The 20,413-nt window shown below is 69.8% G+C and carries 20 protein-coding genes and 1 pseudogene; 7 read left to right on the forward strand and 14 right to left on the reverse strand.

The window, feature by feature from the left end:
* Positions 1 to 117: 117 nt before the first annotated feature.
* From SACCYDRAFT_RS14030 to SACCYDRAFT_RS14040, 3 genes are all read right to left on the reverse strand, one after another.
* On the reverse strand, positions 118 to 702 hold the full coding sequence (locus SACCYDRAFT_RS14030; RefSeq protein WP_005457054.1) for a protoglobin domain-containing protein: 585 nt from the start codon (positions 700 to 702) through the stop codon (positions 118 to 120).
* 199 nt (positions 703 to 901) lie between these two features.
* A complete protein-coding gene (locus tag SACCYDRAFT_RS14035) occupies positions 902 to 1,621 on the reverse strand; it encodes a DUF2267 domain-containing protein (RefSeq protein WP_005457056.1) in 720 nt (239 codons plus the stop codon).
* 116 nt (positions 1,622 to 1,737) lie between these two features.
* On the reverse strand, positions 1,738 to 2,832 hold the full coding sequence (locus SACCYDRAFT_RS14040) for a helix-turn-helix transcriptional regulator (RefSeq protein ID WP_005457058.1): 1,095 nt from the start codon (positions 2,830 to 2,832) through the stop codon (positions 1,738 to 1,740).
* Positions 2,833 to 2,921: 89 nt separating this feature from the next.
* Between SACCYDRAFT_RS14040 and SACCYDRAFT_RS14045 the strand changes: the two genes are divergently transcribed.
* The 3 genes from SACCYDRAFT_RS14045 (at position 2,922) to SACCYDRAFT_RS14055 (ending at position 7,012) form a co-directional block, all read left to right on the forward strand.
* Positions 2,922 to 4,304, forward strand: a complete 1,383-nt coding sequence (locus SACCYDRAFT_RS14045; RefSeq protein WP_005457060.1) for an FAD/NAD(P)-binding protein — start codon at positions 2,922 to 2,924, stop codon at positions 4,302 to 4,304.
* A gap of 184 nt (positions 4,305 to 4,488) precedes the next feature.
* Positions 4,489 to 5,916, forward strand: a complete 1,428-nt coding sequence (locus SACCYDRAFT_RS14050; RefSeq protein ID WP_005457061.1) for a S8 family peptidase — start codon at positions 4,489 to 4,491, stop codon at positions 5,914 to 5,916.
* Positions 5,917 to 6,205: 289 nt separating this feature from the next.
* Entirely contained in the window at positions 6,206 to 7,012 is an 807-nt protein-coding gene (locus SACCYDRAFT_RS14055) for a M15 family metallopeptidase (RefSeq protein ID WP_005457062.1), read from the forward strand.
* A gap of 25 nt (positions 7,013 to 7,037) precedes the next feature.
* Here the strand turns inward: SACCYDRAFT_RS14055 and SACCYDRAFT_RS14060 are convergent, their stop codons facing one another.
* The 6 genes from SACCYDRAFT_RS14060 to SACCYDRAFT_RS14085 all read right to left on the reverse strand — a co-directional run bounded on the left by SACCYDRAFT_RS14060 (position 7,038) and on the right by SACCYDRAFT_RS14085 (position 14,071).
* Complete coding sequence (locus tag SACCYDRAFT_RS14060) at positions 7,038 to 7,562, reverse strand: hypothetical protein (RefSeq protein WP_005457063.1); 525 nt, start codon at positions 7,560 to 7,562, stop codon at positions 7,038 to 7,040.
* 431 nt (positions 7,563 to 7,993) lie between these two features.
* Positions 7,994 to 9,415: an alanine/glycine:cation symporter family protein gene (locus tag SACCYDRAFT_RS14065; RefSeq protein ID WP_005457064.1), complete on the reverse strand. Its 1,422-nt coding sequence runs from the start codon at positions 9,413 to 9,415 to the stop codon at positions 7,994 to 7,996.
* 261 nt (positions 9,416 to 9,676) lie between these two features.
* Positions 9,677 to 10,417: an MBL fold metallo-hydrolase gene (locus SACCYDRAFT_RS14070; protein ID WP_005457065.1), complete on the reverse strand. Its 741-nt coding sequence runs from the start codon at positions 10,415 to 10,417 to the stop codon at positions 9,677 to 9,679.
* Between the two features lie 148 nt (positions 10,418 to 10,565).
* Complete coding sequence (locus SACCYDRAFT_RS14075; protein ID WP_005457066.1) at positions 10,566 to 11,099, reverse strand: HPP family protein; 534 nt, start codon at positions 11,097 to 11,099, stop codon at positions 10,566 to 10,568.
* A 5-nt stretch (positions 11,100 to 11,104) separates the two neighbouring features.
* Positions 11,105 to 11,563 (reverse strand): hypothetical protein, encoded by a 459-nt coding sequence (locus tag SACCYDRAFT_RS14080; RefSeq protein WP_005457068.1) that lies wholly within the window; start codon positions 11,561 to 11,563, stop codon positions 11,105 to 11,107.
* Positions 11,564 to 11,575: 12 nt separating this feature from the next.
* Positions 11,576 to 14,071, reverse strand: a complete 2,496-nt coding sequence (locus SACCYDRAFT_RS14085) for a molybdopterin oxidoreductase family protein (protein ID WP_005457069.1) — start codon at positions 14,069 to 14,071, stop codon at positions 11,576 to 11,578.
* 553 nt (positions 14,072 to 14,624) lie between these two features.
* Between SACCYDRAFT_RS14085 and SACCYDRAFT_RS14090 the strand changes: the two genes are divergently transcribed.
* The 3 genes and pseudogenes from SACCYDRAFT_RS14090 to SACCYDRAFT_RS27270 all read left to right on the forward strand — a co-directional run bounded on the left by SACCYDRAFT_RS14090 (position 14,625) and on the right by SACCYDRAFT_RS27270 (position 16,134).
* Positions 14,625 to 15,323 (forward strand): trimeric intracellular cation channel family protein, encoded by a 699-nt coding sequence (locus SACCYDRAFT_RS14090; protein WP_043537293.1) that lies wholly within the window; start codon positions 14,625 to 14,627, stop codon positions 15,321 to 15,323.
* A 360-nt stretch (positions 15,324 to 15,683) separates the two neighbouring features.
* A pseudogene (locus SACCYDRAFT_RS27265) lies at positions 15,684 to 15,890 on the forward strand (M20/M25/M40 family metallo-hydrolase); the annotation flags it as partial.
* Between the two features lie 19 nt (positions 15,891 to 15,909).
* Positions 15,910 to 16,134, forward strand: coding sequence for a peptidase dimerization domain-containing protein (locus SACCYDRAFT_RS27270; RefSeq protein WP_332306948.1), 225 nt, complete (start codon positions 15,910 to 15,912; stop codon positions 16,132 to 16,134).
* An 89-nt stretch (positions 16,135 to 16,223) separates the two neighbouring features.
* Here SACCYDRAFT_RS27270 and SACCYDRAFT_RS14100 read toward each other — a convergent pair whose 3' ends face one another.
* The gene (locus SACCYDRAFT_RS14100) at positions 16,224 to 16,934 is read right to left on the reverse strand and encodes an HAD family hydrolase (RefSeq protein WP_005457071.1); all 711 of its coding nucleotides are present in this window, start codon (positions 16,932 to 16,934) and stop codon (positions 16,224 to 16,226) included.
* A gap of 96 nt (positions 16,935 to 17,030) precedes the next feature.
* Between SACCYDRAFT_RS14100 and SACCYDRAFT_RS14105 the strand changes: the two genes are divergently transcribed.
* A complete protein-coding gene (locus tag SACCYDRAFT_RS14105) occupies positions 17,031 to 18,095 on the forward strand; it encodes a GDSL-type esterase/lipase family protein (RefSeq protein WP_005457072.1) in 1,065 nt (354 codons plus the stop codon).
* 88 nt (positions 18,096 to 18,183) lie between these two features.
* Here the strand turns inward: SACCYDRAFT_RS14105 and SACCYDRAFT_RS14110 are convergent, their stop codons facing one another.
* The 4 genes from SACCYDRAFT_RS14110 to SACCYDRAFT_RS14125 are packed head-to-tail and all read right to left on the reverse strand — an operon-like array spanning position 18,184 to position 20,348.
* The gene (locus SACCYDRAFT_RS14110; protein WP_005457074.1) at positions 18,184 to 18,483 is read right to left on the reverse strand and encodes a hypothetical protein; all 300 of its coding nucleotides are present in this window, start codon (positions 18,481 to 18,483) and stop codon (positions 18,184 to 18,186) included.
* Positions 18,470 to 18,712 carry a hypothetical protein gene (locus SACCYDRAFT_RS14115; RefSeq protein ID WP_043537294.1) on the reverse strand — a complete coding sequence of 81 codons (243 nt, stop codon included), beginning with the start codon at positions 18,710 to 18,712 and terminating at the stop codon, positions 18,470 to 18,472. Before SACCYDRAFT_RS14115 ends, SACCYDRAFT_RS14110 begins: the two co-directional genes overlap by 14 nt.
* Before the next feature lie 41 nt (positions 18,713 to 18,753).
* On the reverse strand, positions 18,754 to 19,209 hold the full coding sequence (locus tag SACCYDRAFT_RS14120; RefSeq protein ID WP_005457076.1) for an Lrp/AsnC family transcriptional regulator: 456 nt from the start codon (positions 19,207 to 19,209) through the stop codon (positions 18,754 to 18,756).
* Positions 19,206 to 20,348, reverse strand: coding sequence for a M24 family metallopeptidase (locus SACCYDRAFT_RS14125; protein WP_005457077.1), 1,143 nt, complete (start codon positions 20,346 to 20,348; stop codon positions 19,206 to 19,208). Before SACCYDRAFT_RS14125 ends, SACCYDRAFT_RS14120 begins: the two co-directional genes overlap by 4 nt.
* Between the last annotated feature and the right edge of the window lie 65 nt (positions 20,349 to 20,413).

Here is a 20,413-nt window from a genome sequence, read left to right on the forward strand (position 1 = left end):
AACACCCGTACACAACCTGCGGACACGGTGACACCAGGTGCGAAAACCCGTCCCTAACCCGCGGACACGCGTGCACAGCCTGCGGACACGCCGGCAGTCAGGGGGCGGTCGGCAGGATCACCACAGGTCTGGGGCGTAGGGCCGGGTCCACAACGTCACGGACACGGTGACAGCCTTGAACCACGCCTGGTACATGGCTTCCACGTCGTCGGCCTCGGACGCGCCCCGCCGGAGGAACTCCCGGATCGTCACCGTGACCGGGACGATCAGCGCGATCAGGTGGCTCATCGGCACGTGGGAGGCCGGGGAGTCGGCCCGGTCTGTGGTGTTCTTCTTCGCCGGGGTGTGCCGCAGGCCGATCTCCTCCTGATAGGCGAGCCACTGCGAGTCGAAATCACGGGTGCACAGGTCCACGACCCACCGCTCGAACCTGCCACGTACCCTCGCGAGGTATTCCGGGTCCGGCTCCCCGTCACGGCGCCGGAACACGGTGACGAGATGTGGCGTGGACCCGATGAAGTCGTACCACGCGTCGAGGATCTCCGAGGTCCGCGGCAGCAGGATCTCGCCGGCCCGCCGCAACGCTCGGGCGTCGCCCTCGGTCCACATGACGTCGGTGAGTAGCTCGGTCAGGATCTGTTCGCTGACGGGAGACGCCGCGAGCTGGGTGTCGTAGGTGTAGCCGACTGGAACGGTGGTCATCGCGGGACCTCGCTTGGGGTCGAAACGCTGCCTCACCCGCAGACTAGGAGCCCCTGGGCACGGCCGCAGCGGACCGACCACACCAGGGTTTCGCCCACTCGGACGAACCGCCTTCCCTCACGCCGGCTGAAGCCGACCGTGCTTCACGAGTTCGGTTACCGCGCCCCGCCCGCAAACGCTGTCGCCGGGGACTCCACCGTCAACGTCCTGGTTTGCCGCCGGAACCGACCTCGGCGACGACGTGGTCGATGCGTTCGGCGAGATCCACATCCGGCTCCGTGACCGCTCCGCGGCGCCCCGTGCTCAAGGTGAAGGTCACACTGTCACCGGCCCGGTCGACCCGAACGTGGTCGTTGACGTCGCGGGCCTCGGCCTGCACGCGGTTGATCAGCGGAGTCAGGCGGTCCTCCGGCAACGCGACCGTACGGTGGAGGCCGTTCTCGTCACCCGTCCAGTCGGTCAGCCGCCGCAACGCGCGCTCGATGTCGGCGTCGGAGAGTTGGGTGGGCACCTGCGGGTCCACACTGCGCGCCCGGCCGGGCGGCTCCGCCGCGGGTTCGAGCCGCTCCATCAGGTCGGAGTGCAGTTCGCCCCGCAACTCGTCAACGAGGTCGGGGTCGCCCGCCCGCAGGGCGGTGAACACGGCCTGCCCGACGTAACGGGCGCGTTCCGGGGTGTCGTCGGTTCTGCGGGCGATCTCGATCAGCAGAGCGTCGCCGTCCCGGATCTCGGTCTCGCCAGGCACCTCCACGGCAGACTCCAGCGCACCGGGCAGCCGTTCGGCCATTCTGGCCCGCATGTCCGGGGTGACGCAGTGCGCGACGGTGGCGAGCACCGCGGTGACCGATTCTCTGGCACGCTCGCTGGTGTCGAGCTCCGCCTGGTCCCGCACGGACTCGACCAAGTCCTGATACCTCATCGCGTCCTCCCTTCGACGACTCGCGTGAGCGATACCCGCCGTCCTGGTCGGCTATGCGGTCGGCGTACCGGGTACCGCCGGCAGCCCGACGGACGGGACGCTCACCGCCGCCTCCGTCACGCGCGCTCGTGCAGCGCGTCCCACACCCGGACGCGGGTGTCGGGGTTCAGGGTCCGGTAGTGCTCGGTGTAGAGCATGGCGACCAGCTCGCCCCGGCTCGACACCCCGGTCTTGGCGAAGACCGACTTCACGTGGTCGCGCACGGTGTGCTGCGAGACCGCCAGTCGCCGCGCCACCTGCGCGGTGGACAGCCCGCGGGCGAGCAGTTGCGTGACCTCCAGCTCACGATCGGTCAGCCCGTACGCCGCGGCAATCAGGCACGCCACGTCACCGGCCTTCGCGGGCTCCACGACCACCACGCACTGGGTCGGTGTGGTCGACGCTCCGCGCAGCGCGGAGGCGTAGACGACGAGCCACCGGCCCTGGCGGTCGCGCACCCGCACCCGGGCGGTGTCTCCGGCGAGCGCGCGCGCAGCCGTGTTGTGGATCCATGCGGGCACGGCCATGTCGAAGGCCGTCGGCGCGGACGGGCCCGCTGGTAGCTCCGAGAGGAACGCGCGAGCCTCGTCGTTGATGGACAGCAGGGTGCCCGCGGAGTCGAACAGCAGCAGCCCGGGTCCCCGGTCAACGGGCGACGACCCCGGTGGCGTGGCGAACGACCTCAGCCGTGTGCCCAGCGCGGTGGTCAGCCCGGCGACGGTGACGAGGTCGGCGCGGCCGAACGGCCGCCGCCCGGCCGCGCGGTAGAGGCTGAGCTGGCCCCACCACTGTCCGTCGGCCCGCAGCACCGCGCGCAGTTCGTCGTCGAGCCCACGAGGCCGGAGGAAATTCCGGTAGACGGCGCTGCGGTCGGGTTCGCCTCCTGTCGTCTCCCGCAGCCCCGCGACCGGCACCGGCGCGTGCGCGAGTTCGCGGAACGTGGTGACCGTCTCGGCGAGGAACTCGCTGTCCCAGTATGCGGCGCAGCCGTCCTCGCCGAGATTCTCAGCCCGCATCGGCGCGGTGACGAGTCCGGTGTCCGGGTCGGTCGCCTGCCAGACCGCCGCGTCGAACGGCACGATGCGACGTAGGGCGGCCGACGTGCGAGCGAACAACGTGAGTGCGTCCGGTGCCGCCTCCGCCAGTGCCGACCACCGCGATCCCCGTGTCATGCGTCGATCCTCACCGGCGGCACGCACGGGGGACAACCCCGAAAACGAGGGATGGTGACGTCGAGTAAAGCCGCAGCACGCTCGTCGGCATGGAAATCGCGATCATCGGAGCGGGCGCGGCGGCCGTGAGCCTGCTCGACGCCCTGTCACTGACACAGCACCGCCCCGGCGGCATCACGGTGTTCGAGGACTCGCCCTCGTGGTGGCGTGGAAGGGCGTACCAACCGGATGCCGACGCCGTGCGCGTCAACGCGCCGCCGACGCTCATGTCCGTGCGGGCCTCCGACCCGCAGCACTACGCCCGTTGGTTGACCGAACACGGCGGCCACGACCACGTCGACCGACTGCTGGGCGTGCCGATCGTGCCGCGGGCGCACTACGGCACCTACCTCGCGGCGTCCGCCGACGACGCGATCGCCCGGCTGCGGTCGCACGGCCGGCGGGTCGAGCTGGTGGCCGACCGCGTGACCGGGTGGGACGCCGCCCGCGCGACGGTACGCACCGCCGGCGGCGGCGTGTATCCGGCGGATCGACTGGTGTTGTGTGCCGGGGGCGGGCACCCTCGCGACCACTACGGGCTGCTCGGCGCCCCCGGCTTCGTGCTGGAGCCGTATCCGCTGGCGCGAACCCTGGCCGATGTTCCACCGGAGGCGTCGATCGCCGTGATCGGCAGCGGACTCACGGCCGTGGACATCGTCGTCACGCTGGCCGATCGCGGCCACACCGGGCCGATCACGATGCTGTCGCGACGCGGCCTGCTGCCCGCGGTGCAGCAGACTCTCATGCCACTCACCTTCCACCACCTCGCGCATCAACGGATGCCGGACACCGTAGCCGGTCTCGTGACGGCGATGGAGGCGGAACTGGCCGAGCACGGGCAGGACCTCGCGCCCCTGGCGGCCGAGCTCACGTCCACCGAGGATCCGGTGGATCGCCTTCGCCGACAACTGTCCGAAGTAGACTCACCTTATCTGGGGAGGCGGCTGCTCGCCACCGGAATCCACATGTTCGGCTCCGCCGCGTGGCAACGGTTGCCCGCACAGGAGCGCGCGTGGTTGCGTGACGAGGCGCTGCGCACGGTCAACAGCCTCGCCTCACCGATGGTGCCCGGGAACGCGGAGATCCTGCTGCGGCTGTTCGACTCCGGCCGCCTGCGCCTGCTCGCGGGAACGGTGAAGATCGAGCCGGCCACCCACGGGTTCCGCGTGCACGGGGCTGACGAGTTCGCGCCCGACATCGTCGTCAACGCCGTCAACCCGGTGGCCCACTCCGTGCCGCAACGTTCGGAGGTGCTCGTCGCGTCGCTGCGTGAGTCCGGGGTGGCCGTGACCGGTGAGGACGGGGGGCTCACCCCTCGTGACGAAAGGATCTTCGTTCTCGGCGCCTTCGAAAGCGGCACGTCGTTCGTCGCGCCCAGCGTGCAGACGCTCGCGGTCAGGGCGGCAGCGCTCGCCCCTCGGCTCGCCCAGTGACGACCGGAACGCGAGGAACGCCCGCCAGGACCGGCAACGGCCACTCCTCGGCGGGGCGTTCGCGCCCCGCATAGGCCATTCGGCCTACGACTTTCGATGGCAGGCAACCGGCCCGCTTTTGTCTAAAGTGCACCCGAATGTGTGAGTTCGAACATCGCTGTTCGAAACCAGAGCCGGAGGTTGCATGTCCCGCTTCAGATCCTTGCTGCTGCCCACCGCCCTGGCGGTCGGCGTCGGCAGTGTGCTGGCCGCTCCCGTGGCGGCCGCCGCACCCGACGCGCCTGCCGCGACGGCGGAGTGCGACACGACGAGCGCCCCGTACAACTACGTGGTGCTGTACCAGCCGCGCACGCCACAGGCCAGGGTCGATGCCGAGCTGACAGCGAAGTGTGGGAGCCGGGTCGCCTACTACCCGGAGATCGGCGTGGCCGTGGCCAGCTCCCGGAACGCCGACTTCGCCGACCGGATCGGCGTCTACCGCGCCTACTCCGGTTCCCGGGAGGTCGCCGAACCGGCCACCTCCGGGGCCGCGGCAGCGCGTGCGCAGGCCCGGACCGAGCTGGAGAACGAAGAGACCACCGAGGTGGTCACGACCACTGACCTCGCCGCGGAGCAGTGGGACATGCGCATGATCAAGGCGCCGCAGGCGAACGCGATCAACGAGGGCAGCCGGTCGGTCACGGTGGGCGTACTGGACTCCGGCATCGAACCCACCCACCCTGCGCTGGCCCACTCACTCGATCCGGCGGCCTCCGCCGGCTGCAACACCGGCGCACCCGACACCGACCCCGCCGCGTGGGCCCCGACGACGTCCGACCACGGCACGCACGTCGCGGGCACGATCGCGGGCAAGGACGACACCCGTGGTTTCACCGGTGTCGCTCCCGGCGTACGGATGGCGTCGGTGAAGGTCGTCAACGACGACGGCTACATCTTCCCGGAGGCGGCGGTCTGCGGCTTCATGTGGGCCGCCAAACAGGGCTTCGAGGTGACCAACAACAGCTACTACGTCGACCCCGGGATGTTCTACTGCCCGGAGCAGCCGGGTGACTCCGCGGCCTACGAAGCCGTGCGGCGTGCGGTCTCCTACTCCCAGCGGCAGGGCGTGCTCAACGTCGCCGCGGCAGGCAACAGCGGCTTCGACCTCGCCGATCCCCCGGCGAGCGACCCCAACCGGCAGCACCCGGTGGACTCCAGCTGCGCCATCCTGCCCAAGGGGCTCGACGGGGTGGTGACCGTCTCGGCCGTCGGCTACGAAGGCACCAAGTCCTCGTACAGCAACTACGGCACCCGCCAGATCGACGTGACAGCTCCTGGCGGTGACCGTGCCCAACTGCCGCCGGGCGCGGAGTCGGGCTGCACGCTGTCCAGCGTGTTCGGCGGACAGTACGGCACCAAGTGCGGCACCTCCATGGCCGCGCCGCACGCCGCCGGAGTGGCCGCGCTGATCGCCAGCCGGCACCCCGGCATCCCGCCGCAGGCCGTCTCGGCGTTGCTGCGGGCCAAGGCGGACAGCGTGCCCTGTGGCGACGCCGACGAGTGCACCGGCCCCACCTCGTACAACTCGTTCTACGGCCACGGGCTCGTGGACGCTCTCGCCGCCGTCAGGTAGGCACGTCGCCGGGCGGGAGGGTCGCGAGCCCGCTCTCCCGCCCGGTCGGGCGTACTTCCAGGGCTCGTACGGCGAATCCGGACGTATGTCCACGGCGGACTCCACATACCCGGCTCATGCTCCAGCCAGAGGACTTGCGGGAGTTCGAGGCGCAGCGCCCACGCTTGTTCACGGTGGCCTACCGACTCCTCACCTCCGCCTGTGAAGCAGTCCGTCCACATGCGTACGAACCCACGAAACACACTTACGGCGCATTGCCCACCCCTGATCCGACAGGTAAGACGGTGCAATGCGTTTCGTGTTCCGTCGGACCCTGCTGGCAACCCTCGCCGCCGTCACGGCGCTCGTCACTCCCACCCCGGTCGCCAATGCCGCCACATCGACCGGGCATCCGGAAGCACCGCAGGAGTTCGTCGCGCTGCGTGATGTCGCCCCGACGATCATCGAAGAGATCCGCTACCACGGATCGCACAACTTCGTCGGTCGGCCGATAACGGGCTATCGCGAACCACTGTGCATCGTCACGCGACCGACCGCGCTGGCGCTGCGAGAGGCTCAGCGAAGGCTGCTGGCCCAGGGTTACACGCTCAAGGTCTACGACTGCTTCCGCCCGCAGCGCGCGGTCGACAGCTTCGTCCGCTGGGCACAACGACTCGACGACGACCGGATGAAGAACGAGTTCTACCCACGTGTCGAGAAATCGTCCTTGTTCGAGGACGGCTACATCGCGGAGCACTCCGGACACAGTCGCGGCAGCACGGTCGACCTGACGCTGGTACGGATCCCACCGCACCCACAGGAACGTTACCGTCCCGGCGATCCGCTGCGCCCGTGCTTCGCCCCGGCAGGCGAACGGTTCGGGGACAACAGTGTCGACATGGGAACCGGATTCGATTGCTTCGACACCCTTTCGCACACGGACGATCCCCGGATCACCGACGAGGCCATGCGTAACCGCACCCTGCTCAAGGACACCCTGGCCGCGGTGGGAATGGAGAACTACCCGAACGAATGGTGGCACTACACCCTGCGCGACGAGCCGTTCCCTGACACCTACTTCGACTTCCCCGTGGCGCGACGCTCGCTCAACGGCTGAGGGCACTCGGCGGCCGCGGTGGAGGTCAGGCGGCTTCCGCGGAATCCAGGTCGAGTCGCCGGAGCAGTGACGCCCGGTGCAGGTCCGCGATAGGCGCGAGCAGGTCCGGGTGACGCAGTAGAACAGCGGCTTGCCGGTCTCGCTCGTCCGGCTTCGTCAAACGGCGGAAGTCGCACTGCGACCCGGCGACGTGCTCGGAGTCGGACACAGCCCCGGCCGCCATGGCGGCGAGGCGACCGTCAGCGAGCAGGCACGCGGCCCAGCTGGTGAGCACCTCGTCGACCCAGGTGCGCCACGCGGTGTCCTCGTCCGCCGTGTCGGACGGGGACACCCCGGTCACCCGGTCCAGGTGGGCGGAACCGCCCGGCCCCACCATGGTCACCAGAGAAGCGTCCAGGGATGTCGGATAACGCAGCCACGCGGCGACCGTGACGGCTTGGCGGGCCTGCGCTTCGGCGAGGGCCGTGCTGAACGCTCCCCGAGCGGGTGGATACGCGCGGAGCAGCCATCGGGTGGTGGCCGCGATGACGGCGGGCAGGTCGGCGGGCACGGTAAGCAACCTCACTACTACGTCGCGGAGCGACCACGTGAGCGGATCGGCAGGAGATCGCCGCCGTGTTCACGCTGGTCGACAAGTCACGGTAACAGCTGGAAAACGCATCCTCGGGTGACTTCGCCCACCATGTGGCCGACACCGAGGCGGTGACCGTCGTCGTGGAACCACAGGTCAGGGTCGGCGCCGGCAACAGCGCCGAGACCCACGACTGGGACCCTTCACCGCGGAACTCACCATCGCGAACCGAACCCGTGCTGCACGTCAGTCACGTGTACGCACCCCACGGCCGTGCCGGGTTGGGCGTGTCTCGCCGGTCGGCGGCGATCCACTCGGGGACTCCGGGTCCTCGGCGGGTGCGTGCGGTGCCGGTTTGCGGCTCACCGCACGCACCCGCTCCTCACGGTTCAGCGTGTTGCGGTAGCCGGTCACTCCACGCGATCGCGACGGGGACCACGCAGGACGTCCGTGCCGTGCAGGGTCGATTCGAGCGGTTGGTTCAGCAGGTCGGGATCCACCGCGAGGTACTGCCTGGTCTCCCGGGCGATCAGCCCGGCGCACAACACCAGCCCGATCAGGTTGGGCAACGCCATCAGACCGTTCATCACGTCGGAGAAAGTCCAGACCAGGCTCAGTTCCGTGGTCGCTCCGACCAGGATCACCACGGTGAACACCAGCCGGTAGGGCATGACTCCCCTGACTCCGACGAGCCGCTCCACGCAGCGCTCGCCGTAGTACGCCCAGCCCAGCATGGTCGAGAAGGCGAAGAACACCACGCTCACGGTCACGAGGTAGTGACCCCACTCGCCTGGCAGCCCTCGTGTGAAGGCTTCCGCCGTCATCTCCGCGCCCTCGGTGCCCAGCTTCCAGGCACCGGTCGTGACGATGACCAGGCCGGTCATCGTCACCACGATGATCGTGTCGATGAAGGTCTGGGTCATCGACACCATGGCCTGGCGCACCGGGTGGCGGGTCTGTGCCGCGGCGGCCGCGATGGCCGCCGATCCCAGGCCGGACTCGTTGGAGAAGATCCCCCGGGCGACGCCGTACTGCAGCGCGATGATGAAAGCCGAGCCGAGGAAGCCACCCGTGGCCGCAGTTCCCGTGAACGCGTCCGTGAAGATCATCCCCAGCGCCGCCGGAACGTCGGTGACGTTGAGCAGGAGCACGGCCAGCGCGCCCAGCACGTAGACGATGATCATGAAGGGCACGAACGCGGCGGTGACCTTGCCGATCCACTTGATGCCACCGACGAGGACGGCACCGGCGGCGACGGTGATGACGACGCCCACCGTCCAGGCCGGCACGCCGAAGGAGCTCTCCAGCGAGACGGCGACGGTGTTGGACTGGGTCATGTTGCCGATGCCGAAGCTCGCCAGGACCGCGAACACCGCGAACGCGATACTGAGCACGAGCCCGAACCGGTTCGGAATCGCCTTGGCCAGGTAGTACTGCGGGCCGCCGGACATGTCACCGCGGGCGTCCTTGGTGCGGAACCGCACCGCGAGGAAGGCCTCCGAGTACTTCGACGCCATGCCCACCAGGGCCGTGACCCACATCCAGAACAGCGCGCCGGGACCACCCCAGTAGATCGCGGTGGCGACACCGGCGATGTTGCCGACACCGACCGTCGCGGCAAGGGCGGTGGTGAGCGCCTGGTAATGGGAGATGTCACCGTCCGCGCCCTCGTCCCGGCGCTTGAACAACGCAAGCCTCATCGCCGGAACGAGTTTGAGGAACTGGACCCCGCCCAGCCGGACCGTCAGGTACAGGCCCGTGCCCAACAGCAGCGGGATGAGGAGGAACGGCCCCCACACCACACTGCTGACCTCGGCGAGGAACTCCTCCATATCGACTCCTTCGTCAGCTCTGGTGGCGAGATCGACAGAGGATAAGACGGCGGCGACCGAAGGTCACTGCCATTGTGAGCAGCGACCCTCGCGTGGTGCCGACGCGGGCGAGAAAGAGCGCGGCCGGGCCACTTCCCACCGCTGGAAGAACCGATCAAGCACCTCGGCGGGGATCGACGCGGGCGGGGACCGCTGCCGGTACAGCGGTGCGCCGCGCCCGTCCGGCCGCCGCGAACCGAACAGCCGAGGTGGCAGGGGATCTCAGGAGGGGCCTCTTCGCCGGGCCAGCTCGACCAGCCGCTCGGCCCCGTCGGTCCAGGCTTCGCCGTGTCCGACGAGCACCGTGCCCGCCCCGGTCTCCGCGATCACACCCAGCGACTCCAGGGCACGTTCCGGGTCCACGGTGGCCGCTCCGGAGACGATCTGCGGTGCTTTCGTACCTCGATACGGATTGAGCGTCACCACGGCGTCTCCCGCGATGACGGTATCGCGATCCGGGAAGTGGAACGCGCAGTGCCCCAACGTGTGCCCCGGAGTGAACAGCACTCGTGGTTCGCCCGGCACCGGCAGCGTGTCCTCACGGATCCGGTGGACCCGCTTGATCGGTTTGGGCCACCATGCCCGGTTGGCCACGAATCCGGCGACCAAGGGCAGCGCCCTGAACTGGGTCAGCAGGTACCACGTCAGTGGGCGGGCACGACCGTACTGCCGTGGGTGCCGGGTCAACGGCAGGTCGTTCTCGTGGATGTAGACGGGCACGCCCACCTCGGAACGCAACCGTTCGGCGAACCCGAGGTGGTCGAAGTGACCGTGGGTCAGCACCAGCGCCTCGATGTCCCGCGGTCGGCGTCCGAGTTCGCCGAGCGCCTGCTGCAGTGAACGCCACGACGTGGGCAACCCGGCGTCGACGATGGTCAGCTTGTTCCCTGCCTCGACGATGAACCAGTTGACATGGGAATCCTCGACGCAGTGAATGCCGTCCGCGACGTTCTTCTTGAGCATTCCCACCTCCACCGGCCGAACGTCCTTCCTGTACCCATCCACGACTGCCTACCCACAACTGCCTCCCCCGACGCCGGCTGCTCACGCCGCTGCCGGATCGTGGCCGGTGGCCGCGAAGCGCTCCGGCGACAACGTCATCACCCCGGTGTCATCGCCACAGTGACTGTCCGACTCCCAGCACCCGGTTGACGGCCACCCCGAGTACGGTCACCAGCACCACGGCCACCGCTATGTCCACGACCGACGTCAGCAAGCCGAGGCTGATGATGAGGGTCGTCGCGCCGGCCGGAGGATGCGGGCAGTCCAGCAGCCGCAGGACGAACGCGGTGAGCGCCACGGACAACGCCGCGGCCACGATCCGTGGTCCCGTCACCCCTTCCTCGGTCACGGAGGGATGTGCGGTCAGGCCGAGGAGCGCGAGGCAACCGATGCCCGCCAGGATCGCTACGCCGTGACCGACGAGGGTGCTGCGCGGTGCGGCCGACTTCTGCAGGGGGGACTCGAAGAACAGCATGACGGTGGGACCGAGGCTGGGGAACAGGTACGGCTGCTTGACGACCAGCGCGATCGCGCCGACGGCGCTCGTCACCGCCAGACACGTCGCGAACGCGTAGGCAGCGGCACCACCCCGCCCGGCTCGGCGTTGCGCGGCGCCCAGGGCACCGCCGGGTTCGTCGTGCACGGTCTTCACCTCGCCGCGATGAGGGCCTGCGGCGCGGCCTGCTTGATCCGTGAGCGCAGCCAGACGAGCTGGCGCCTGGTCTCCGGTTCACAGGTGTCGATGACGTGGAGCAGTTCCCGGTCGCGCAGCCCCTGAGCGGCCTGCCCCACGACGGTCCAGGTCATGTCGGTGAGGCTGGCCAGCATGTGAAGGTCCTGCAGGTCGCGCAGCAGCCCGACGGGTCCGCTGCGCGTGTGTTCCAGCCCCGCCGCGTGCAGGCGCTCGGGTTCGGCCTCGCGGTGTTCGCCATAGCGTTCCACGAGCGGTTTCAGAGCTTCTGCCTGCCGGTCGGTCCGCCCGGCGAGGAGCCGGCAGAGGTGCCACACGTCGGGCTCCTCACCGTGCCCGCGTGAGACCTCGCGGAACGCGTCGGCGAGCGTGTTCAACGACGTGTGGAGCAGACCCAGGTAGGTAGCCAGGTGCATAGGTTCGCCCGTTCACGAGTGGTGCGGCACGTTGGGGGTTCGGTCGGGTGTCGGCGCTGGTGGCGGCGGTTCCGTGACCGCCACGTCTTCTGCCACATCGTCGTTTCCCGAGGTCGCCGTGACACCGGCCGGATCGTGTGGCGCGGAGGCCGTGGTGGTGGGGGCGGGAGCGGGTCCGGCGCCGTCGGCGAGCTTGGTCACGCGCACGGCGCTGAGCTTGTAGAGCGGTTGTTTGGACACCGGGTCCCAGTCGGTGAGGGTGAGCTCGTTGGCCGCCCGGGTGTGTCCGTCCGCGCCGCTGTCCCAGTAGCCGTAGTGAAACGGCAGGAACACCACTCCGTCGCGTCCCCGGCCGACGCGTACGGGCAGCTCCACGCGGCCGCGCCGGGACTCGACGCTGACCACGTCCCCCTCGGCGACACCCAGTTCGGCGGCGTCGCGCTCCGACAACTCGACCCACGGCTCCGGCGCCGCGCGGCGGAGCCGACGGGAGCGGCCGGTCTTGGTGCGGGTGTGGAAGTGGTAGACGGTACGCCCGGTCGTGCACACGAACGGGTAGTCCCCACCCGCTTGTTCGGGCGGAGACACGTACTCCGCGGACCTGAGCAACGCCTGGCCTTCCGGGCGCAGCGCGTGGTACTCCGACCGTGAGGTGGTGCCGCCGGTGAGCAGGTCACGACCGTAGCTCTCACACACGTCCGCGTGCGTGGGGAACACGGCATCGGCGTACAGGCGGTCACAGCCGTCCGGGTACTCGTCGTTGCACGGCCACGGGATACCGCTGCCGCCGCGCAACCTGTCGTAGGACAGGCCTGTGTAGTCGCACAGCCGCCCTCGGCTGCACTCCTTCCACGCCTCGAACGCGCTCTCCGGGTCGCTCCATTTGATCAGCGGGTCGCCGTCGCGGTCTCGCAGGTCCATACGACGGGCGTAGTCGAGGAAGATGTCGAGATCGGAGCGTGCTTCTCCGGGTGGCTCCACTGCCTTCTCCGACAGGTGCACGGTGCGGTTGACGTTGGTGAACGTGCCCTGTTTCTCCCCCCACAGCGCCGCGGGCAGCACCACGTCCGCGTACTCGGCGGTCTCGGTGAGGAAACCGTCCTGAACGACGACGAACAGGTCTTCCTTGGCGAGGATCTCCCGGATCCGCGGCAGTTCGGGGAGCGACACAGCCGGGTTGGTGGCGGAGATCCACAGGAACCGGATCGAGCCCTGCTCGGCGTAACGCCAGATCTGCATGGCGTGGGTGGGTGGAGCCCAGTGCGGAATGGTCAGCGGGTCCACGTTCCACAGCTCGGCGAGCTGCTGGATGTGCTCCGGGTTGTCCCAGTTCCGAAAGCCTGGCAGGTCACCGTCCGCACCGGCCTCGCGGGTGTTCTGGGCGGTGGGCTGCCCGTTCATCTGCAGGATCCCGCACCCCGGCCTGCCGAGGAGTCCGCGGAGCAGGTGCAGGTTGTTGACCTGGCAGGCCGCGGCCGTGGCCTGGTGCGACTGGTAGAAACCCTGCAGCACGGTGGACAGCACACGGTCGGAGGTGCCGAACACCTCGGCCGCCCGCCGCACGTCATGAGGATCGATCCGGCAGATACGCGCCACGTGCTCCGGCGTGTACGGCTCCACGGTGGCCGCGAGTTCGTCGTAGCCGAGCGTGTGCGCGGCGACGTAGTCGTGGTCGATCCACCCGCGTGTGATGATCTCTCGGATGAGGCCGTTCATGAGGGCCTGGTTGGTCCCCGGCAACGGGGCCAGGTGCACTCCCCCGCTCTGCGCGCACGCCTCGGTCACCGGTGTGCGCCGGGGGTCGACGGCGACGACGACGGGCGGGTCGGCTCCGTGGAGCCGGTCCAGTACCCGAGCCCACAACACCGTCTGCGTCTCGGCCATGTTGTGTCCGAAGAGGAACAGCGCGTCGCAGGACTCGATGTCGGAGTAGCTGCCGGGTTGCCCGTCGGAGCCGAAGGTCTCCTTCAGGGCGGCGGCGGCCGTCGCCGTGCACAGCCGCGTGTTGCCGTCCATGTGCGGCGTCCCCAGACCGGCCTTGCCGATCACGCCGAGGGTGTAGTACTCCTCCAGGAACAGCTGACCGCTGGTGTAGAACCCGTGGGACAGGGGCCCTGTCTCGTCCAGCAGCTCACGCGAGCGGCGGACGATCAGGCTCATGGCCGTGTCCCAGTCCGTTTCCTGAAGCCGCCCGTCACTCCGCACGAGCGGACGGGTCAACCGGTCCGTCCGGTTCCACTGCCAGGATCCGTACAGTCCTTTGGGGCCCAACCGTCCGTGGTTGACCACATCGCCCGCGCGGCCGCGAATCCCGACCATGCGGCCGTCCTTCACCGCGATGTCGCACGCGCAACCGTTGCTGCACAACACGCACGCCGACTGCACCCAGGCGTCGACGTCCGACGGGGCCAGCCCCTCGTCGAGGTGGAGGTCCACCCGGACCGGCCACGGCGTGTCCTTCGCGTGTGGCGTGCGTGTTCCCCAGATGTCCGCGATGCGGTCGGCCATGTTTCTCCCCGGTCGATCCGGCACTCGTGCGCGACGAGTACCCGTCACGTCGTTTTCGAACCTTCCCGGGTGTCACGCCAGGTGAGGACCGTGCAGGCGAGCGCTGCCGCCCCGAGTGACGGGCGTGGAACCCGCCCGACCCAGCCGCCCACATACTCGGTGGCGTGCTGGTCCAGCCGACCAACTCGACCTGCCGCTCGGCGTGCTCACGGAGCACCACGGGCGACTGTTCCGGGACCGGCATGAGGGCGTACCTGCTCGTCCGCCGCTGTCTGTCGGCCGGAGCCGCGTAGAAACGCGGAAACAGCGCGTTACCACCGACCATCACGATGGTGCCGATGGAGGTCTCGTCGGCCTCGGCGTAGGCGGGTAGGTCGTCCCACTTGCGTGTCCGCGCTGAACCTCCAGCACGGTCCGCAGCTCCGCGGCCGCTGACGGCACCCGCTCCGGTGCGGACAGTGATCAGCGGAACACGACTGTCCCGAGCCGTGCTGTGGACTCCGAAGCCGGTGCCCGCAGGCAACGCGGCAGAGCCGGCCCCCAGACTGGCGGTATGCTCCAATCGCCCGTCATCCTCACCCTCGATCTGCTAGGCACGTTCGCGTTCGGCCTGAACGGCGCCCTCACCGCCGCGCGGGCCGCCCGGCTGGACCTGGTCGGCGTGCTGGTGCTGGGCATGATGACCGCACTGGGCGGTGGGATCCTCCGGGACATCCTGATCAACGTCCCCCCGGCGACCTTCGGCGACGTGCGTTACCTCGCACTGGCCGCGGGCGGCGCGCTCGTCGCGTTCCTGCTGAGCGTGGAACTCGAGCGCTACACCCGGCTCATCACCATCTTCGACGCCGTCGGGTTGAGCGTGTTCTGTGTGACCGGCACCAGCAAGGCCCTCGACGCCGGGCTGGGAAGCGTGCAGGCGGTTCTCCTCGGCGTGATCACGGCCGTGGGCGGCGGAACGCTGCGGGACGTGGCCGTCCTGCGGATCCCCTCGGTCCTGACCAGTGACTTCTACGCCGTTCCCGCTCTCGTCGGCGCCGTCCTCACGGCAGCGGCCATCGGCATCGGAGTCCACGGCCTCGTCGGCTCGCTCGTCCCGGCAGCGGTGGCTCTCGTCATCCGGCTGCTCGGCGTCCGCTACAACCTGCGGGTGCCCCGCACCCGCGAACGTGGCTTCCGATCCAGCGCCGAGGACTTCGGAACGTGGCGGCGTAGACGACGCGGCCGCGAGGACGGCGACGAAACCGGCACCTGAGGCAGGCGACACCGCACCGCGATGCGCATCGGCAGCCCCGAGTGCATGCTGGACGTGGTGCGGCATGAGCACCCCAACCACCCGCCCGGCTCGGGCCGTTCCGCGGGAGGGCACATGCCGGTCGACTCTCGTGTACCGGCCATCCTCACCGGCCTGGAGAGTGTCCGGGACCGGCAGGAAGACGTCTGCCGGGACCTGCATGCCCACCCCGAGTTGCCGCACCAGGAGCACCGCACCGCGTCGGAGGTCTCCAAGCGACTGCGCGAGCCCGGCTACGAAGTCCACGACGGAGTCGGCGGCACCGGTGTCGTGAGAGTGCTGGCGAACGGTGACGGGCCCGCGGTCCTGCTCCGTGCCGACATGGAGGCCCTACCAGTCCGGGAGACCACCGGCCTGCCCAACGCCAGCACCGTGACGGCCGACGGGACTCCCGTCATGCACGCCTGCGGCCACGACGTGCACGTCACCTGCCTCCTGGGCGCGGCTCGCCTGCTGGCCTCGGGCACCGACCACTGGAACGGCACCGTCATCGCGGTGTTCCAACCCGCCGAGGAGGCCGCCGACGGAGCGCGGAGCATGGTCGAGGATGGCCTCGAACGGCTCGTTCCTCGGCCCGATGTCGCGCTCGGGCAAGCACGTCCTGCCGCTGCCGGCGGGTCAGGCGGCCACCAACTCCGGCCCTACGCTGGCGGCAGGCGACAGCATGCGCATCACCGTGCACGGGCGCGGTGCCCACGGGTCCATGCCGCAGTCGGCGGTCGACCCGGTGGTGCTCGCCTCCCTGATCGTCGCCGCCCTCACCTGGCTCTGAGCCGTCCCGGACCGCATCCCGCTCGCGAAGCCGTCGACACTGCGGCGAGTGACCGCGAGGCGATCACTCCGCGTGGCTTCCCGCGCAGGTCAGAAGTGGTCGAGCAGCTGACCGAACCGCTCCAACGTCACGAGACGTTCCGCATCGGGATCCAGCTCTGCGTGCTCCAACACCCACGTGTTGTCGTTCGGCACGTACACCGCGCCCATGCCGACGGCCAGTGCGGGCAGAATGTCGGAGGCGGGCGAATTGCCCACCATCCACGTCGACGCGGGATCCAACCCGTACCGCTCGGCAAGCCAGGAGTACGTGGTGGCGTCCTTCTCCCGCACCACGTGAACAGCCTGGAAGTACCCGCGCAGCCCGGAATGGTCGAGCTTGCGCCACTGGTCGTCCGTGGCCCCCTTGGTCAGCAGCAGAAGTGGGTACCGCTCCTGCAGCGTCCCGAGGGTCTCGGCCACGTCGGGGATCAGTTCGATGCGGCAGTCCAGCACCGCTTCCGCCAGTCGCCGCAGGTGGTCGCGTTCCTCCGGGGTGGCGGGCCGCTGGTGGATCCGTTCCAGGCAGTCACCGAGGCTGCGCAGGAACACCGAGGCACCGTAGCCGTGCCGGGCCGTGTTGGCGCGCTCGACCTCGACGAGCAGTTCCCGCACGTCCGCCGCGTCGAGTCCGGGCCGTGCCTGCCAGCCGCAGAAGTCGTCGATGGCCCGCTCGAACACGACGTTGCACTCCCACAGGGTGTCGTCGGCGTCGAACACCAGCACGGGTCGGCGGTCGAACACGGCGCATCCCCCAGACATGGACTCGGGCGTGGACGCCGGAATGCTGCCATGCCGGCCCCGGCACGAGCGAACCCTTTTCGCGTAGAATGATCGACCGTGCGCAGGTCTCGGTGGGTGCTCAGCGCGTTGGCACTCGCGGCCGTCGCCGTTCTGGTCGCCGTGTTCGTCTTCACCGGCCCTGGTCCTGAGTCTCCCGTCGAGCGGCCCGGGCCTCCCGGGACCGGCCCGCTGACCGTCGTTTCGCTGGGTGACAGCACGCTGTCCGGCGAAGGTGCGGGCGACTACACACCCGACACCGACGGCAGGGGCGGTAACTGGTGCCACCGCTCCCCGCATGCGATGGTGCATCAGATCGAGCTCACCGGCGTCACCGAGTCGGTCAACCTCGCCTGTTCCGGAGCACCGTCGGGCCACGTCGCGCTCGGCGACGTCGAGCAGTGGACCGAACCGTCCCAGGCAGGCCGGCTACGCGAGCTGCTCGACGACCACCGGGTCACGGCAGTGGTCGTCGCGATCGGAGCCAACGACGAACCTCACTTCTCCCGACTGATCTCCGAGTGCTTCACCTCGTGGTTCCTGCAACAGGGCTCGCCGTGCAGCGCCAGGATCAAACAGGACTGGCAGCAGCGGCTCGACGCCATGGTGCCCAAGGTCGTGGCCGCGCTCGACGACGTCAAGCAGGTGCTGAAGGAGGCGGGCTACGAGCGGTCGGACTACGAACTCGTCCTCCAGTCGTACGCCTCCCCCATCGGACCCGGCATCCCGGAGGAGTGGCGCAACCTCAACGGCTGCCCGTTCCGCACCGACGACCTGCGGTGGGTGGCCGAGACCGGTGCGGTCGAGCTGTCGGAGGCGCTGCGAGGCGCCGCCCGGCAGGCCGACGTTCGCTTCCTCGACCTGTCGCGTGCCGGTGTCGGGCACGAGGCGTGCAGCGGCGGCGACGACGCCGAGGACGAGTGGTTCACCCGGTTCACGGTGCGCTGGGACGACCTGGAGGAAGCGGAACGCGCGAGCCACGCACTCCAGGAGTCGTTCCATCCGAACGCCGCCGGACACGCGCAGGTGGCCCGGTGTATGAGCGAGTTCCTCGCCACCAACGACCGGGAGGCCGCCTGTCTGGAGGGCGCGGACGGCCACCTGCACGCCGCACCGTCGCTGCAGTCGCTCGCGGGGAGCTGAGCGAGCAGTGACCGCGGACATCCGTGCCCGAACTACGAACACGCGTCCGCAAGGTGCGGACACGCGTTCACAGGCTGCGGACACGCCGTCAGAGGTCGAGGGCGGCTCGCAACGCGCTGTCGATCTGCTCCTGAACCTCGGTGTCGATCTCGGCGACACACTCCCGCAGCCACGGCCGGTACAGCCGCGTCACGTTGACCGTCGAGACCCAGTAGCGCCCGTCGACGGCCACCCCGAGGATGTCGTGGGGGTCGCGGTCCAGCAGCTCGGTACCCAGCAACCACGGCCGGTCGGAGTCGTTGACACCGTCGGACGACAGCAGCACCATCTGCCGTGCTCGGGCCTGTTCTGAAGGTGGATGGTAGGTCCAGACCTCACCCCTGCGCACGCAGGTCCTCCAGCGCGGCGGCCAGCTCGGCCTCGTCCCGCGACGCCGCCTCTTCGGCAGCCCGACGGTGCCCGACCAGGTCGGGCACCCGGAAACCGGTGCGTACGGCCTCGCGGCGCGCGGCTCTGGACAGCCATGCCGACACCGAGACCCCGTGGGCCTTGGCCGCCTGTTCGGCGAACGCCAGCACACCGTCGTCCAGCGACACCGTCACCTTCCGCGTTGCCATGGCGACCATGGTAGCGCGGAACACCCCTGGGTGGGGGAGGCTCACAGGGTCGGCGAGCGCCCTTCGAACGGCGTGGACAGCACGACGGTGGTGCGAGTGGAGACCTTGGCCGCTTCCCGGATTCGCCGCAACAGGTCCTCCAGCGCCAGGGGCGACGCAACCCGCACGAGAAGCACGTAGGACTCGTCACCGGCCACCGAGTAGCAGGACTCGATCTCGGAGATGTGCTCCAGCCGCTGCGGGTAGTCGTCGGGGGCCGCGGGGTCGTTCGGCGTCAGCGAGATCAGCGCCGTCAGCGGCAGTCCGATCTGTTCCCCGTCGAGCCGAGCGGTGTACCCGCGAATGACGCCACGCTGTTCCAGCCTGCGCACCCGCTGGTGCACGGCCGACACCGACAGTCCGACCCGCTCGGCCAGGTCGGTGAAACTGCGGCGACCGTCGGCCGACAGCTCCCGCACGATGGCCCGGTCGAGCGGCTCCAGTCCCCCGCTGGTCATGCCGGCAGCACGACGAGCTCGTGCGGCCGCGTGTTCAACGGCTCCACTCCGTCCGCCGTGACCACGACGATGTCCTCGATCCGCGCGCCCCACTTCCCCGCCTGGTACACCCCGGGCTCGACGCTGAACGCCATACCGGGCTGCAGTGGCAGATCGTTGCCGCTCATGATGTAGGGCTCCTCGTGCACGTCGAGGCCGATGCCGTGACCGGTGCGGTGGATGAACAGCTCGCCCAGCCCCGCTTCGGTCAGGATGTCCCGTGCCGCGGCGTCCACCTCGTGGGCCGTGGCGCCGGGCCGTACCGTCCGCACCGCTGCCTCCTGGGCGCGCTGGAGCACCGCGTACGCCTCGGCGATCTCGGCGGCGGGCTCCCCGACCGCGTAGGTGCGGGTCGAGTCGGAGTTGTAGCCCTCGGGAATCGGACCACCGATGTCGACCACGACGACGTCGCCGGGCTCGATCACACGGTCGGACACGTCGTGGTGCGGGCTGGCGCCGTTGGGACCGGAACCGACGATCACGAAGTCGGCGTGCGTGTGGCCCTCCGCGACGATGGCCTCGGTGATGTCGGCGCCCACCTCGGCTTCGGTGCGGCCGGGCCGCAGCCACTCGCCCATGCGGGCGTGTACCCGGTCGATGGCCTCGGCGGCTCGGCGCAGGGCCGCGAGTTCGGCCGCGTCCTTGCACATGCGCAGCTCCCGCAGCACAGGACCGGCGAGCGTCTGCTCGGCACCGGCCACGGCGTCGCGCAGCCGCAGCACGTGGAGGGCGGCCATCGTGTCGCTCACCGCCACCCGGCCGGGCCTGCCGAGCCGGTCGGCCACGATCCGGTACGGGTCCTCCCCGTCGACCCACGTCACCACGTCGACCCCGAGGTCGTCGGTGGGCACGTCGGCGTAACCGGGAGCCTCCAGCGCGGGCAGCACCAGCGTGGGGATCGAGTCGGTCGCGGGGACGAGCAGCACGGACAGGCGCTCGAACGAACCGCCGGCCTGCCCGATCAGGTACCGCAGATCGGATCCGGGCCCGATCAACAGTGCGTCCGTGGCGGCGTCGGCCGCGGCAGCACGGGCACGGTCGATTCGCGCGCGCAACGTGGCGGCATCGGGAGCGGGGGTGTGCAGTGAACGACGCGACATGGCGGAAAGCCTAGCCCTGTGGCAGGTCGAGCGCCCGCACCCCCACCGGCCCGGTGTGGCAGGCT

The sequence above is a fragment of the Saccharomonospora cyanea NA-134 genome (assembly GCF_000244975.1).
In the GTDB taxonomy this organism is placed as follows: Bacteria; Actinomycetota; Actinomycetes; order Mycobacteriales; family Pseudonocardiaceae; genus Saccharomonospora; species Saccharomonospora cyanea.